The organism is Legionella sp. 227, from assembly GCF_043161935.1.
Taxonomy (GTDB): Bacteria; Pseudomonadota; Gammaproteobacteria; order Legionellales; family Legionellaceae; genus Legionella; species Legionella sheltonii.
Map to the genome: position 1 here is coordinate 3,238,761 of NZ_CP171154.1, position 16,042 is coordinate 3,254,802.

Sequence of the window (16,042 nt, forward strand, 5' to 3'; positions counted from 1 at the left end):
AAATAGAATAAAATATATGCAAAAATTTTTCACCCCTTTCCACCTCTTGGGATAAATGATGAATAAAAATCCGCTATCTATATTACTAAATGCGTTTTCATCTGTTTTTGGCAAATTAAATTGGCGAAGCCCTCCTTGGGTGAATTACTTGTGTAATAAATCAAAATCATCTCCTCAAAAGTTTTGGGGAAGCAGCTTATTAATAATTCTTATTTTAATTTCAGCCGGATACTCCTTATATTGGTATAAAAACTTACCAAAACCAATTTATACCACGGCGCAAATCACAGTCCCGGAGATAACACCAAATACTGAAGAACAATTAGTTCCTAACAATTTGATTATTGATTTTGGTATAAAAAATAATGGATTTATTAATCAATCAGTTGCCCCTCTTAATCTGATTGGAAAAACAGTAAGCGAAGGCATAGTTATAACTCCAAAAATTCCTGGGACATGGACATGGAATACCGACAGTCAATTAGTTTTTACTCCTTCAGAGGATTGGCCTGCAGGAAAAAAATATACAATCCTTTTTGCTGAGAGTGCTTTTGCTCCTAATGCAAATATGGAAAGTCGTAAGTTTACTTTTTCTACTCACCCTTTTAATGCCAAAATTACTGAGTTTAAGCTCTATCAAGATCCAGTTCATGCTGAGGTAAGAAATGCTGTAGCAACAATAGAGTTCAATTTTCCAGTTAATCCCCAAACTTTAGAACAACATACCTCTTTAGTGTATCAAACAAAATCAGGGTCAACCGGTGAAAATCTCCCCTTTACCTTGACTTACGATAAAAATAAACGGGTAGCATACCTACATTCAGACACGATAAAGATAAATGATGTAGCACGTTTCTTACGTTTAACACTAGGCCAAAGCGTTACCTCATCTACTAATTCCGGTCATTTACTGCAAGATCAATCACAAAATTTACTGATTCCTAGCGCCAAAGATTTTCTTAAAGTTCTTTCTGCTTCAGCGTCCATTGTCCGCAATGATAAAGACAGGCCTGAACAAGTCCTTACTGTAGAAACTTCGTTAGGGGTAAATGAGAGTGAGTTTAATAAGTCAGTACATATTTATTTGCTGCCTAAAGATCGCCCGGCAACCACTGCTGAAGCTGCCAAAGAGAATTATCAATGGCAAAATCCAGGTGAAGTGACACAAGCGGTTCTTTCGCTTTCAACACCCTTGGCAAAAGAAGCGATTCCTACAGAGCAAAACTATTCCAACTTACACAGTTTTAAATTTAAAACCGAGGCCCCTCGATATATATATATTAAAATTGATAAAGGAATGCACAGTTTTGGCGATTTTACTTTAGGCAATGAATATGCAGCGGTTATTCCTGTTCCTGCAATCCCTAAAGAGATCAGCTTCTTACATAAAGGATCACTGCTGGCTTTAAGTGGAGAGAAAAAACTTTCAGTACTCGTTCGAGGCGTACCAGCAGTCAAATTTGATTTTGCCCGAGTTTTGCCGGAGAACATCAATCAACTGGTAACCCAAACTCAAGGTGATTTTAATAATCCCTATTTTATCAATCCTACTTTTAATCAACAGAATATCAGTCAAATCTCTTCAGAAATCCAAGAATTCGATATTTCTGATTTAGCCAAGCAACAGTATACTGCGCTTGACTTTAGCAAATATTTGACAATGAATACTAATACCCTGGGACCACAAGGGTTATTTTTATTACAAGCTACTGGCTGGGATGTCCACAATAAATCGGCTTTGGATGTAAAAGCAAGCCGTATGATATTAATCACCGATTTGGCTTTATTGGTAAAAGACAATCAAGACGGTAGTCACGATTTATTTGTTAACTCCATAACCCAGGGAACTCCTGTTGCCAATGCGACAGTCACTGTTTTGGGAAAAAATGGCTTGCCGATTTTATCGCGTGTTAGTGATGCTCAAGGACGCGTTACCTTCCCACCGTTAAAAGACTTTGTTGATGATAGAGAACCTATTGTATATCTGGCACAATTGAATAATGATGTGTCATTTATTCCATTCAATAATGCGAATAGACAATTAAATTTCTCTAAGTTTGATATTGGAGGGCTTTACACCAACAATCAAGAATTGCACAGTTTAAGTGCTTATCTTTTCTCCGATAGAGGAATTTACAGACCAGGAGATACAGTCCATATCGGCATGATTGTCAAACAAGCCTATGCCCAACCCCAGCCAGGTGGCTTACCTTTACAAGCAACTGTGGTTGATTCAAGAGGCACAACAATCAAAGATGAAAAAATTACTCTTAATGATCTAGGCTACATGGACTTGGATTTTGCAACAAATAACAGCTCCCCTACGGGGCAGTACATGGTCAATCTGTACTTAGTCAAAGATGGATATCCCCAAAATTTACTTGGATCTACAACCATTCGCGTTTCTGAGTTTTTACCCGATCGAATGAGAATCACTACCAACTTGTCTCCAAAACCATCTACTGGATGGAGCACTCCTACTGGAATGAAGGGTGAAGTGAATCTATGGAACTTATATGGAGCTCCTGCCGCAGATCGAAAAGTTAGTGCTAAGATTTTATTAGTACCCCAAAAGGTTCAATTCGATAAATATCCAGACTATGTCTTTGTTGATCCTTTGCTGGATCCCAAAAAGCCGCCTAAGGTTTTCACTGAAACTTTGAATGACGCAAAAACAAATGATAAAGGCGAGGCAGAATTTGATTTAAATCTCGATCGTTTCGAAAAGGCAACATATCAATTAACATTTTTTGCTGAAGGTTTTGAGTCTGAGGGTGGCCGTAGTGTAACAAGCCAAAGTAAAACTCTAATTAGTCCACTGCCCTACTTTATAGGATATAAGGCGGATGGTGATTTATCCTTTATTAAGCAAAACAGTGCCCGAAGTGTTAATTATATTGCGATTAATCCTGGATTGAACAAACAAGAAGTCAGTGATTTAAAGATACAACTGGTTTCGTTACACCCAGTTACAACCCTGGTTAAAAAAGCGGATGGAACCTACCAATATCAGTCCGTTATTCAATCCACAATAGTTAGCACCTCACCTTTTAATATTTCCGAACAAGGTACTGATTACACCTTACCAACGCAACAAATTGGTGATTATTCTTTAAGTATTCTTGGTAAAGATAATACCGTACTTAATCAGCTAAAATTCAGTATAGTGGGCGCAAGTCAACAACCCTTAGCTAAGAATGCTGAATTATCGATTAAACTGAATAAAACGGAATATCAAGCGAATGAGGATATTGAAATCCAAATTACCGCACCCTATACAGGTTCCGGTTTAATAACCATAGAGCGTGATAAAGTTTATGCAGCACAATGGTTCAAAACAGATACTACTAACTCCGTTCAAACCATCCATATACCTGCTGATTTTCAAGGAGATGGGTACATCAATGTTGCTTTTATACGTGATTGGAGCTCACCAGAAATATTCATAAGCCCGCTCAGCTATAATGTGGTCCCTTTCACTGTGAACCATGAGAATCACAACTTAAAGATTGATCTGCAAACTGCATCAGTTGCACGTCCAGGCCAACCTTTCACTATAGATTATCATACAGATAAACCTGGAAAGATAATTGTCTTTGCTGTCGATGAAGGCATTCTGCAAGTCGCGCGCTATACAACCCCAGATCCTTTATCATTCTTCTTCCAAAAGCATGCTCTTGAAGTATTGACCCAGCAAACTGTGGATCAAATCATGCCAAAATTTATTCAAGATCGTGAGCTTTCTGCCGTTGGTGGTGATAATGGTGAAGAAGGAATGGCAAGCCGCCTTAATCCGTTCAAGCGGAAAACCGAATTGCCTGTCGCTTATTGGTCAGGAATTGTTGATACCGATTCAAATAATCATCAACTAGTCTATCAAGTTCCCGATTATTTTAATGGAAAATTACGAGTCATGGCAGTAGCAGTATCATCTGATTCTGTTGGTTCAAAAGAAACTTCTGCCGAAATTCGTGGGGATTTTATTATTAACCCTAATGTTCCGACTTTTGTAGCCCCAGGAGATGAGTTTGAAATATCTACATCGATTGCAAATAATATTAAAGACTCTGGGGAACATGCACTGATCAATGTGGATTTGGCCGCTTCACCTGAAATTGAAATCGTCGGATCCCCTACACAAACATTAGAAATTGCTGAAGGTCACGAACAGACGGTTCATTATAAATTAAAGGCTAAATCTCTTTTAGGAGCGGCTAAATTAACCTTCAAAGCCAGTATGGGTGATAAATCAAGTACAATGGGTGCTACACTAAGTGTCAGACCAGCTACGCCGCTTAGCACTTATATCAATAGTGGGAAATCAGAAGACGCACAAAAAACTCTGGATATTATGCAAACGCTTTATCCAGAATATCGTAAAGTGAGTGCTACTGTTTCTACTAGCCCGATGATTTTGGTATTTGGTTTACAACGTTATTTGGATAATTATCCTTATGGTTGTACTGAGCAATTAACCAGTAAAGCCCTCCCCTTATTGGTAATGAACAACCAATCTGGTTTTGGTGAAGAAACAAAGCAAGTGAATGAAAAAGTAAACGCTGCAATTCAAATGCTAAGCCAGCGCCAGATGTCTAATGGCGGCTTTAGTTATTGGCCAGGGCTTGGCGATAATCAAGGTAATGATTTTGCTACGGTTTATGCGATGCATTTCTTAACTGAAGCAAGAGCGCAAGGGTTTAATATTCCAAATGAACTGTTCTTTAATGGAATTAACTATCTTAAAACCCTGGCCAGTCAAAATGTCTCTGATCTGGATACAGCGAGAATTCAGGCATACGCCATTTATATTTTAACCCGCAATGAAATCGTTACTACGAATTATCTTGCAAACCTGCAGCTGTATCTAGAAAAGGATAAGACGAGTGCGTGGAAGAGTGATATTACCTCAGCTTATATTGCTGCATCGTATCAACTCCTACAAAGTCATGATGAGGCAAATCAATTAATTGGTCTGTATAAGCCACAAAATAATCAGGCTTATGTTACTGATTTTTATAGTAGTGCCATTGCCGATGCTCAATATTTATATCTTGTAGCGAAGCACTTCCCTAATCTATTGCCACAGGTAGGTGATGAGCTACTCAATCGCTTAATTCAAGCAGTCAATAATGATGAGATCAATACTGTTTTATCTGGATTTACCAGTCTGGCCTTAGGTGCCTATCATCCCAATCTTCCTAATGAATCAGTATCAGCCTTATCGATGACCAAGATCATGGCAAATAATAAAGAAGTTATTGCTCCAGCGACTAATGCAAACTATCAAAAAACGGATATTGATCCTGATGTCCTAAAGATACGTTTAAACAACCCGGATAAGAAAACATTTTTCTATCAACTAATGCAATCAGGTTTTAATCGAGACATTCCAAAAACGCCTTTAAAACAAGGCCTGGAAATTTTCCGAGAATATAGAGATGCAAAAGGAAATGCAATCAGCACAACTACCCTGGGAAGCGAAATTGAAGTACATATCCAAATTCGTGCATTAGGTAATGATTATTTGTCTAATATTGCGATTGAAGATCTGTTGCCAGGCGGTTTTGAAGTCGTAACCGACTCTGTAAAAAATACGACAATGGATTTTGTTGATGTGCGTGAAGATAGAGTGAATTTCTTTGGTGGAGTTGAGTCTGTTGCAAAGGAAATTGTTTATAAAATAAAAGCAGTGAATATAGGCAAATACATTGTTCCCCCTGCTTATGCGGAAGCAATGTACAATCCAAATACAAAAGCACAAGGTGTTTCTTCAGTAATTACGGTTACTGAGGCACCTTAACCTTTCGATTATTGAATTGTAGCCTGGTTTAACGCTACGTAAATTGGGGATTTTTTGGCGTCATCCTGAGTGAGACGTGGGAGCTTCAACTATGACGTCGTGCTATTTCATGGGGGGCTCTCATTTCACTCGGAATGACGAGCGTGTTGTAAAAAGAGTTTTTAATAAAAAATGGTGTAAGCTTTATGAATAATCTAAAAAAAGGCATAAGTAAGTTTATCTTTATGGGAAGATGGTTACAACTTCCTTTATATTTAGGTCTTATTCTAATACTGGCTGTTTATGTATATCGTTTTGTCCATGAATTATTTGAATTAATAACCCATCTCAATAACATTGATGATACCCTCATTATGCTTGGTGTGTTGGACTTAATTGATGTAGTGATGATCGCCAATCTTCTTATTATGGTTGTTTTGGGAGGATATGAAACCTTTGTTTCGCCTCTTTCCCTTGACTCACATCCCGACCAACCTGAATGGCTTGATCATCTTGATGCAGGAGCAATGAAAGTAAAACTTGCTCTTTCATTAATTGGCATATCATCGATTCATCTATTGAGAACGTTTATTGATCCCAATAAACTCAGCAACTTCTCTGTAATGTGGCAAGTCATCATTCATTTAACGCTACTTGTTTCAGCCTTAGCAATTGCATTCACCAACAAAATGCTGGCGAAAAGCAAAACACATTAGGTGAGTACACTCCCCATTCTGTCGGCAGCGCTTGAGTGATCCGATAAATATTTCTATTGATGCAAGAGGCGCTCGTGCTGCCGCATTATGCACAAATGCCTCCCCTGTTGCCTCATCACTTGCTTTGGTGAGTTCCTTATTAAGAGTACATTACTTGCTCCTCATTCTAATTGCTTAGGCAATAGGGAGCAGACCAAAATCGATGGATTGTTTTAATTCAACTGTTGCTCATAATTTATTCTATTAATTAATATTTTGTTAATAATTGATACGTATAATACAGAATAAAAGTGATTTTAATATTTGGTATGGATGCCTCGTATGTTAGACAATATGAGGTTATTTAAATGTTCTCTAAAAAAGAAACACAACAACAAACTACTACAACACCACAAGTTAAACCTGAGCAACCTAAAGCAGAATATCATGTTGCTGTCTGTGTCAAAGATACTAATCAAGAAAATGGCCCAGGACACGTCACTGCACTGCTTATCAAGAAAAAAGAAGGTAAAACAGAAATTCGTACCACAAGTTTTTATCCTGGCTTCTTCGGAAGTATTATTAATGGAATGACCTTTGGCTCGATCCCTGTGTCAGGACAACTCGCCCCAGATCATAAGCAAGATGTAGAAGAAGCAACTCACATTTTGACTACTTCAGTGACTAAAGAACAATTTAAAGGTGCTAAAAAGGGGCAAAATGAGTTCACTAAAGACGTAACCAAAGGTCATTCAACATACTCTGTTTTTGGGGAAGCCAATCCACTAGTGAATGGATTCAAGCATCTACTTCACGGAGCTGCAGGCTCACAAAAAGTAATAGAAAAATCTAAGAAAGAAACGGGTTGTTATCCCTCTGAAGATATATGTGGTTTCCATGTGTATGATGACAATCATCCAGAAGTTCCGAAAATTAAAGTAGATAATTGCGCTAGTTCGGTAACCCATGTACTCAAAAGTGCAGGTTATGATTTTGAAAATCCTACAATACCAACCTTATTTACTCCAGCGTTAGAAAAACATGGTTTTTCTAAAGTAGATAAAGAATCATTTATGAAAGAACATTGCAGTGACTTCAAGTTATAATATCAAACCAATACACCATATTTAATAAAGATTAAATATGGTGTACATTAAATACCCACTTGATTTAAAATTTAATACCTGCCTATAATCTCAATGCTAAATAGGTAATTTCTCTAATAAAAGGATTGTTATGTTTTCATTTCTCAGATCTAAAAAAAATGATAGTGCAAATACTTCCCTCCCTAATTCAAATTTGAAAAAAGATATGGAAAGTAATTCTGCAAACTTAAACCCGACTACTCCACTAGAAGAAAAAAAACCAACTGAGCCTACACGAGATACATGGGTTTTTATTTGGAATATGACAGCTAGCAAAGTTGGGCATGCTGCAATACAAGTTGGCGGTTCAAAGCCAAAAATGAAAGATGAAGATCCTGGGGAATATGCAAGTATTCATCCTGATAGTATCCCATCTACAGGATTCACATCTGTAATCCCTTTACCAGCACACATCGCGACCAATTTGTCTGATGATATGGAAACCTTAGGGACATCGAATAATACAAGCCTTGATACAGATAGACCGATACAGGTAAAACCAATTGAAGATACAAAACCATTAGCCCCAGATCATGTTTATCATTTCGAAAATTTAAATACTTCTGTAATGAGTGAACATATTAAGAAAACTCAAGACAAAGTAAAAACAGGAAAGGTAGGCTATCAACTACTACCTAATGTTAATCTTGTTGGATTTTTTAAAGACAGCTCTGCGTTTGTCAATCAAGATCCAATTGATGTTGAACTGTATCGCAGAAAAATAACGCAAAAAGAAAATGATAGCCAAGTCTATAATTGTACTACATTGGTTAGTGATATTTTAAATAAAGGCGGGTTACCTATCAGACGCTCTACTGCAAAACCATGGGGAATTACTCCAAATGGTTTATCAAGTGAAATAAGTGAATCAGCAGAAAACATCCAAGGGCCCTCAATATAATAATGCGCACGTGGTTTTCTGTACATGATCTGAAAGCCACGTGAGGTCTTACGAAGAAGGGATCTTTTGAATGAGGTATTCCCAAAAGCGACTTGTGTTCCGCCAAGAAAATACTTCATCTTTGTTCGGGATGACTTTCAGCAATTATTTAAACTTTCTTTTCCATCGATTTTAACTGTGATACATCGTAAATAGTTATCGGTGACTGGATTCCTTTAACTTTGACTCGTAGATGCCCATTAATTTCGATGTCATTTACAACTTCCTTATAAGTAGATTCAGAAATTAATATTTGACCGCCAAGACTGAGATCTTGAATTCGTGATGATAAATTAACGGATGAACCTATCGCACTGTATTGCATTCGCTTTTTGGAACCCACATTCCCCACAACGGCAACCCCAGTATTAATCCCTATCCCCATTTCTAACTGCGGCAGATTTTTCTTTTTATTAGCGTGATTCAATTTTTTTAGGACCTGTTGCATTTCTAAGGCACAGGCTATCGCACGAAGGGAATCATTTTCTGAAGAATATGGTGCGCCAAAAATGACCATAATGGCATCACCAATAAACGCATCAACAATGCCTTGATATTTTTCTATGACCGGGACCATTTTACTGAAATAGTTATTTAAAAGAGAAACCAGCGTTTCACCAGGAATTGCTTCCGATAAAGGAGTAAAATTTCTTAAATCGCTAAACATAATTGTTATTTTATTTTCATATCCTCCCAATTTTTGATTATGAGGGGATTTAAGAATGGTATTTACTACATCATCTGACATATAAAAACTAAATACTTTACGAATTAATTTATTTCGTACTTCAAGTTGGCTTTTTATTTTTTGTAATAAAAAGTTTGTCTTACGGAGGCTTAACTGATCTTTGGCTATATGAGCTAAATTTAATAAAAGCTCTAATTGTTTTGAGTCCAATTGTTTTGGAGAAGTATCAGCCAAACAAAATGTACCCACATTATAACCCTCTGGATCGGTCAGAGGCACGCCCGCATAAAAACGAATATGAGGCGCCTCTTGTACCAAAGGGCTATTGGCAAATCGTTCATCATTTAATGCATCGCTAATAATTAATGGTTCATGTTTTTTTATTGTTACATTACAAAAAGAAATGTTTTTGGGGGTTTGTTTTACCTTTAAACCGTGTTGCGATTTAAACCATTGCCTTTTTTCATCAAGAAACGCGATATAACAAATGGGTATATTAAATAAATCAATTGCAAGACGCACCAATCGGTCATAACTTTCTTCTGGACCCGTATCCATAATTTTTAATGACTGAAGTGCATCAAGGCGTTTATTCTCAAACTCTTGGGTAGTTTCTATTTCTTTCAATTTCGATGCCATAGTAACTCTCTGTTTCTATTATCTAATATCATATTAGATGCGCTGTACTAGTTCTCTATATAATCATTATAGATTAAATATGAACTACATTTTTTGCATTGGACATAATTCATGGTAATATCCATTTAACCTTAATTTGGGCTGTTAAAATGTTCACAATGCAAAACAAACAGGAACATAGACGATTAAGTAAAGTTGACGCGCGTGGTGAATATGCACTATTTCCAGGGGTTACAGTGGTATCCGCCTGCTATCCTGAACATAAAGAATTTTGTGAAACTATCCATAAAGCCTTAAAAAATAATCCTTTGATTATGCAGCATTTTTCTCCCCTACCTGCCAATAGTTATCATATGACCACAATGAGTTTAGAGACGGAACAACAAGTAGGCGGCATATGGGAGCAATTTATTACTAATAACTTGTCTCACTACAAAAAAATAAAACAAGCTCTTCAAAAAACTCCTATCACCCCTTCCATTGAAAAGATGAAAGTCAACATTGGTCGGACAATTTCACTTGCTGTAAATTTACCCAGAGAGCATGTCACACAAATTGAAGAAATAGCAAAAGCTTTGAGTATTGAGGAAACAATTCCTAAGATCTTTCATATTACATTGGCTTATTCACGATCTAATAAGATAATTTCTATAGAGATTTCGGAACAACTTCAAGCGGAGATAACTAGAGAACTCAATGAAATTCTCGAAAAAACGATACTTCCATTAAAAATTGCTGAAGCCAAACTTTGCTATTTCAATGATATGAAGGCTTTTCTTCCTTGGGATGCTGAGCATAATCCATTTACCCAATCCAAACAACATGTACCCGTTTACATGCAAGTTAATGAAGAGAGCACAGAAGAATTTCAAAAAAAAGCGCTACATGAAACGAGTTTTTCTACTTAAAAATCATTTCTGTTGAAATAAACATTTTGATCTTATATTGTTGCTCCTTATACCATGAATTAGGGAGTTTTCATGAAAAATCATTCTGGGATATTTAGGTTAAGTGATTATGAGGTTCTTGAATATCTCGTTAAACACGTAGATTTGGAGATTGATCTCTCTAAAAGTCCAATTCAATCCAAAGCATTATTAACTATTGAGCCCAATCCCAAATCTTCATCTCACTCGGTAGATCTTGAGTTGGATGGAGAAAATATGCTCTTAGAGTCTATTTTACTCGATGGTAAAAAACTGTCTCAAGACGACTATGAAATAACAAAAGACTCCATAATTATCAAAAACATCCCCCAAGGTCGCGCGTTTACACTCGAAACAGTGACTCGTTTAGGGGAGAATACGGATCTTTTTGGCTTATATGAAACAGAGGGAACAATTCTGGTTAAAGCTGAAACCGAAGGACTACGTCGTGTTCTTTATTGTCATGATCGGCCTGATAATTTAGCCACCTACAAAACAACAATTATAGCTAAAAAGGAAGACTATCCCGTATTACTTTCCAATGGATCACTCATTGGAAAAAACAATCTCGATAATGGGTTACACAGCGTAACCTGGCTGGATAAAGTTCCCAAACCGAGTTATCTTTTTGCCTTGGTTGCTGGAAAACTACAAAAATCAGTAGCTTATTTCAAAACCCGATCTGAGCGTGAATTACCAATTGAATTTTATGTACCCCCTGCCGCTACCGCAAAATGTGATTTCGCTAAAGAAGTTTTAAAAGAAGCAATGCGTTGGGAAGAAGAGGTCTTTAATCTGGAATGTGAATTACCACAACATATGGTAGCTGGCGTCGATAAATATGCTTCAGGTGCTTCAGAACCGACTGGCTTAAATTTATTCAATACTGCAAATTTATTTGCCACACCCGAAACTCGAACTGATGCTGATTTTCTCCGTGTCTTAGAGGTTGTTGCTCATGAATATTTTCATTATTGGTCAGGTGATCGAGTAACCATCCGCGAGTGGTTTAATTTGCCATTTAAAGAAGGTTTAACTACGTTTCGAGCAGCCATGTTTCGGGAACGCTTATTTGGAACCGACTTAATTCGGATGTTAGACGGAAAAAATTTTGATGAGCGTGCTCCAAGGCAAAATACATACACCAATGTTAGAAGTCTGTATACCGCCGCTGCTTATGAAAAAAGTGCTGATATTTTTCGCATGATGATGCTATTTCTTGGTGAAAAAAGTTTTTATGAAGGAATGACCCAATTTTTAAAAACTAATGATGGTGGTGCCGTAACTTTGGAAGAAGTATTGGACTCATTGAGTGAATCAACGGGTAAAAATATGGGCTCTTTCTTGTCCTGGTTTACTGAATCCGGTATTCCTCAATTAATGGTTACTGATGAGTATGATGAAAATTCAAAATGTTATACATTAAAATTTAAAACCAAGGATGGGAAAGGTAGACCGATACCTGTTGTTGTCGGATTACTCGATAAAGATGGAAAAGAAATTCAGGGTGATACAACCATAATAATTGATAAGCCTGAAATGGAATTTCACTTCAATCATGTGGATTTACGCCCTACTCCATCATTATTACGCAGCTTTTCGGCTCCTGTTCAACTTGAATTTGAATATAATTCAGAACAGCTTCTTCAATTAATGCAACATGACAGCAATTTATATAATCGTTGTGAGGCAGCAAATAAATTGATCACCAAGATGGTTAAGGAATATTGCTTGGGTAATTCGCTTAAACTCACCCCTGCTTTTTTTAACACCTATCGAAAATTAATCCTCGAGGCATCTAGTTCATTAAATCATTGGATTTTTGCCGAACTAATATCCATACCTACAGAAGAAATTTTATTTTCCAACCTGCAAGACCAGGATTTTGAAAAAATTGCAGAAGCACGTCGGCTTATTCAAGTCCAGCTTGCAAAAGAATTAAAGAACGATATTTTGTTAATGCAAAACAATCTAGATAAATTACCTGCATCCAACAACTCACCTTTTAAATCATTTGATATCGTGTCTGCTGGCATAAGACGCTTAAAGCAGGTTTGTCATACCTATTTAATTTCTGTACAACCTGAAAAAACAGAGAGTTCTTTAATAGAACAATTCAATAGTTCCCTGGGTAAAAACATGACCGACTGCCTCTCTGCGCTTATTTTGCTTATCAACAATAATTGCAGCCAATCGGGCAACCTCTTACAACGTTTTTATGATTACTGGCAAGGGGATGCCGGAGCTATTAATTATTGGTTTAATGTGCAGACAGCAGCACACTCAGAGCATGTTGTAAAACTTGTGGAACAGTTAATGCAACATCCCGCTTTTGATTTATCTAATCCCAATAAAGTATATGCTTTACTTGGCACATTCATTAAAAATTCTTATGGTTTTCATGCTGCTTCAGGAAAAGGCTATCAATTAATCGTTGACGTCATCCTAAAATTGGAAAAAATTAATCCAACATTAGCTGCCCGGGTGGCTGAAGAATTCAATGGTTGGGAGAAGTACGATAAGAAAAGACAGCAAATGATGTTAAGTCAATTAGAATTCATGAGTATTCATGCGACAACTGATGATGTGAGAAACATGGCAAAAAAGGGGTTGGACAAGCGGAAGGCTGATCCACCTATTCCCATACAACATATGTTTTTTTGTCCTTCCACCTCAGCAAATTCAGGGGTTTTGGATAAAGAAGAAGAAAAAACTTGTTCGTACGATAATTAAGACAAAGTGCTAATCCATCTCTACATTGAATTCTCTGTATGGAGAAAAATACTCGCAAGGCGGATAAGGGGATAATTGCATCACCCTCACCCCAGCCCCTCTCCCACTGTGGAAGAGGGGATCTCTTAACCAGCGACTCTATCGAATTTTTCCACCTCATTAAGGTAAAAATGTACCCTTCTCCCTATGGGGAGATAGTGCCCGCAGGGGCGGATGAGGGAGAGATTGCATCATCCTCACTCCGGTCTCTTACCTACTTTTGGGAAAGGGAACTTATAATTAAGATTTTATAATTTTAAAAGAACTTCAGCACAACACTCAGGGGCAGTTTTCTTATCTAACCCCAATTCATCTTTACTTCGCTCTTGTTGCCGTTTTGCAGTAAAAAAAGCCGATATAGTGCTAGAAAAATATTTTTCTGGAAGATAAGGTTTCCCAAAATGAGTATAAGCTGGTTTTCCTTCTAATACCCCCTGATTTAATAAAGCACCTGGAACAGCCTGGGCTACATACTCAGCAGCTGCGGCAGCTTCATTACCAGTGACATTGGCCCTTATAAAAACATGCTCAAACTCAGGATTAGTTACAGTCAACTCAGGTTTTTTAAGTTTTTCAAATAAACTACTTGTTAAAATAATTTTAAATTGATTCTTACATGCATCTTGATGTTTTTTATAAACCTCAATTATTTCTATTAAATAAGCATCGAGATTTTCAATACCAGGGTGTAGACCAAGACGAACTTCCATATTGGGATGCTTGGGAAGTACATCAAGTAAACTGTTTAAAAAAGTACTATCAATTGCCAAGGGCTGAGTAGTACTACTTACAAAAGCAAATGAATTTACTTCAGTGATTTGCAAAGTTTTCCGTGTCTTCTGAATTCGATCTCGTTCTGCATCTAATCTCTGTTCAAGATCTGTATCATTCACTGCGGGTTTTATGGCAAGGGCATTGTCAATACTCAGATGGCCAACAATATGTATTTTACTTTTGTCTTCAATTTGGAAGTCTGCTACAGCCTGCTCCAATGGCAAAGCCCATTGCACATTTGGCTTGTTTTTTAGAGTAGGTAAAAAATCCCATAGGTCATGGTTATCTGGCTTAAACATAAACTCATAAGCCATAAGTACAGGCACATCCTCTAATGCCGATGCGATTTGAAAAGGAACTTTATTGCTCACCGAGGGAACACCACAATATACTTGCTCAACCTTCTCCATTTCCAAGTATTTTATTACCCTATTAAGTTGCTCTTCATTGCAGTTACTCACTGCAAAAGAGTTATTTTCAGTATTAATTAATTCGGGTAATGATATTTTAGTCGATACTAAATTTGATTTAAAAACAGCGACTCGATCCTGTGCGGTTTTAGTTAATGAAATCAGTAAAACCTCATGTTTACCGTGAGACTCTAGGACTCTGATCGTATTTAATGCTAAGTCAGTATCTCCAGCACTACTAATAAAAAAAGCAAGTTTCATATAGTTTGTTACCAAGGTTATTAAATGAGCAATGATATCAAAAGAAAATCTGAAAGTCCTGAATCAGAACTTGCATTTTCGTCAATGAGATGAACTGCTTAAGTTTTCTGAACTTAAGCCTACACAGGGGCAATGTATTATTTAATTCCATTGTCTTTTAAAAAACCAAGTGCTTCTGCAATTTTTTTATTCATAAAACGTTTAGGTAATAACATGGGCAATATCCAATCTGCGAAGAGATTAGGAACCAAAACATAACTCGTTTTAGGATGTGGGTTAGATAAAATTTTATTTACAAGCTCGCCTACTTTTTTAGCAGGTAAAGCAGAGAGTTCTACTTTATGATAAATATAGCTTTTAAATTTTAGAAGAGACTTCCCATAAATAGACTGACTCAGCGTATCCTCACTGACTTGATGTTCATTTTTATGCCAAATGGGAGTATCGACCATTCCCGGTCTAATAAGAACTACATCAATACCATAAATCATCAATTCAATGCGCAAAGTATCTGAAAATGCTTCCACTCCATATTTTGAAATAGAATAGGGACCAAAAAAAGGCCTACAAATTGTACCGGATATAGATCCTATGTTGATGATTTTACCCGGGGCTCCTTCCAGTGTTTTATCGGCTCCAAGCAAAGAGATGAACTCTTGGGTTACCCTAATTTGCCCAATAACATTTACTTCAAATTGACGGCGAAACGCATCAAGGGGCAATTCGGTCAATGGGCCAACAACAGCAACGCCTGCATTGTTAATTAATCCCCAAAGTTTTTTTCCCTGTAATTGTGTACGAACTTCTTGTGCTGCTTTTTTAACTGCCATTTCATCAGTTATATCAAACAGAAGAGGAACAAAAAGAGTACCCAGCTCTTTTGTTATTCTTAATGCATCCTCTTCATTACGAACACTTCCAAAAACGCGAATATTATGAGTAACTAACTCTTGAGCAATAGCAAATCCAATTCCAGATGAAACACCAGTAACCACAGCAGATCGCATCTTTTT

Annotated in this window: 9 protein-coding genes; 6 read left to right on the top strand and 3 right to left on the bottom strand. The window is 37.0% G+C overall.

What is annotated here, in order from left to right:
* Positions 1-58 precede the first annotated feature (58 nt).
* The 4 genes from ACF8MK_RS14105 to ACF8MK_RS14120 all read left to right on the top strand — a co-directional run bounded on the left by ACF8MK_RS14105 (position 59) and on the right by ACF8MK_RS14120 (position 8,520).
* Positions 59-5,800, top strand: coding sequence for an alpha-2-macroglobulin (locus tag ACF8MK_RS14105; protein ID WP_392538972.1), 5,742 nt, complete (start codon positions 59-61; stop codon positions 5,798-5,800).
* A gap of 185 nt (positions 5,801-5,985) precedes the next feature.
* Entirely contained in the window at positions 5,986-6,495 is a 510-nt protein-coding gene (locus ACF8MK_RS14110) for a TIGR00645 family protein (RefSeq protein WP_392537190.1), read from the top strand.
* A gap of 347 nt (positions 6,496-6,842) precedes the next feature.
* On the top strand, positions 6,843-7,580 hold the full coding sequence (locus ACF8MK_RS14115; RefSeq protein WP_392537191.1) for a hypothetical protein: 738 nt from the start codon (positions 6,843-6,845) through the stop codon (positions 7,578-7,580).
* 130 nt (positions 7,581-7,710) lie between these two features.
* Entirely contained in the window at positions 7,711-8,520 is an 810-nt protein-coding gene (locus ACF8MK_RS14120) for a hypothetical protein (RefSeq protein ID WP_392537192.1), read from the top strand.
* 148 nt (positions 8,521-8,668) lie between these two features.
* Here ACF8MK_RS14120 and ACF8MK_RS14125 read toward each other — a convergent pair whose 3' ends face one another.
* On the bottom strand, positions 8,669-9,886 hold the full coding sequence (locus ACF8MK_RS14125; protein ID WP_392537193.1) for an adenylate/guanylate cyclase domain-containing protein: 1,218 nt from the start codon (positions 9,884-9,886) through the stop codon (positions 8,669-8,671).
* A 149-nt stretch (positions 9,887-10,035) separates the two neighbouring features.
* On the opposite strand from ACF8MK_RS14125, the gene ACF8MK_RS14130 reads away from it, so the two are divergent.
* Positions 10,036-10,794, top strand: a complete 759-nt coding sequence (locus ACF8MK_RS14130) for a DUF1868 domain-containing protein (RefSeq protein WP_392537194.1) — start codon at positions 10,036-10,038, stop codon at positions 10,792-10,794.
* A 72-nt stretch (positions 10,795-10,866) separates the two neighbouring features.
* Positions 10,867-13,545, top strand: coding sequence for an aminopeptidase N (gene pepN / locus ACF8MK_RS14135; RefSeq protein ID WP_392537195.1), 2,679 nt, complete (start codon positions 10,867-10,869; stop codon positions 13,543-13,545).
* 287 nt (positions 13,546-13,832) lie between these two features.
* Here pepN and ACF8MK_RS14140 read toward each other — a convergent pair whose 3' ends face one another.
* Both ACF8MK_RS14140 and ACF8MK_RS14145 read right to left on the bottom strand, forming a co-directional pair.
* Entirely contained in the window at positions 13,833-15,029 is a 1,197-nt protein-coding gene (locus ACF8MK_RS14140) for a hypothetical protein (protein WP_392537196.1), read from the bottom strand.
* 137 nt (positions 15,030-15,166) lie between these two features.
* Positions 15,167-16,036: an SDR family NAD(P)-dependent oxidoreductase gene (locus ACF8MK_RS14145; RefSeq protein WP_392537197.1), complete on the bottom strand. Its 870-nt coding sequence runs from the start codon at positions 16,034-16,036 to the stop codon at positions 15,167-15,169.
* Between the last annotated feature and the right edge of the window lie 6 nt (positions 16,037-16,042).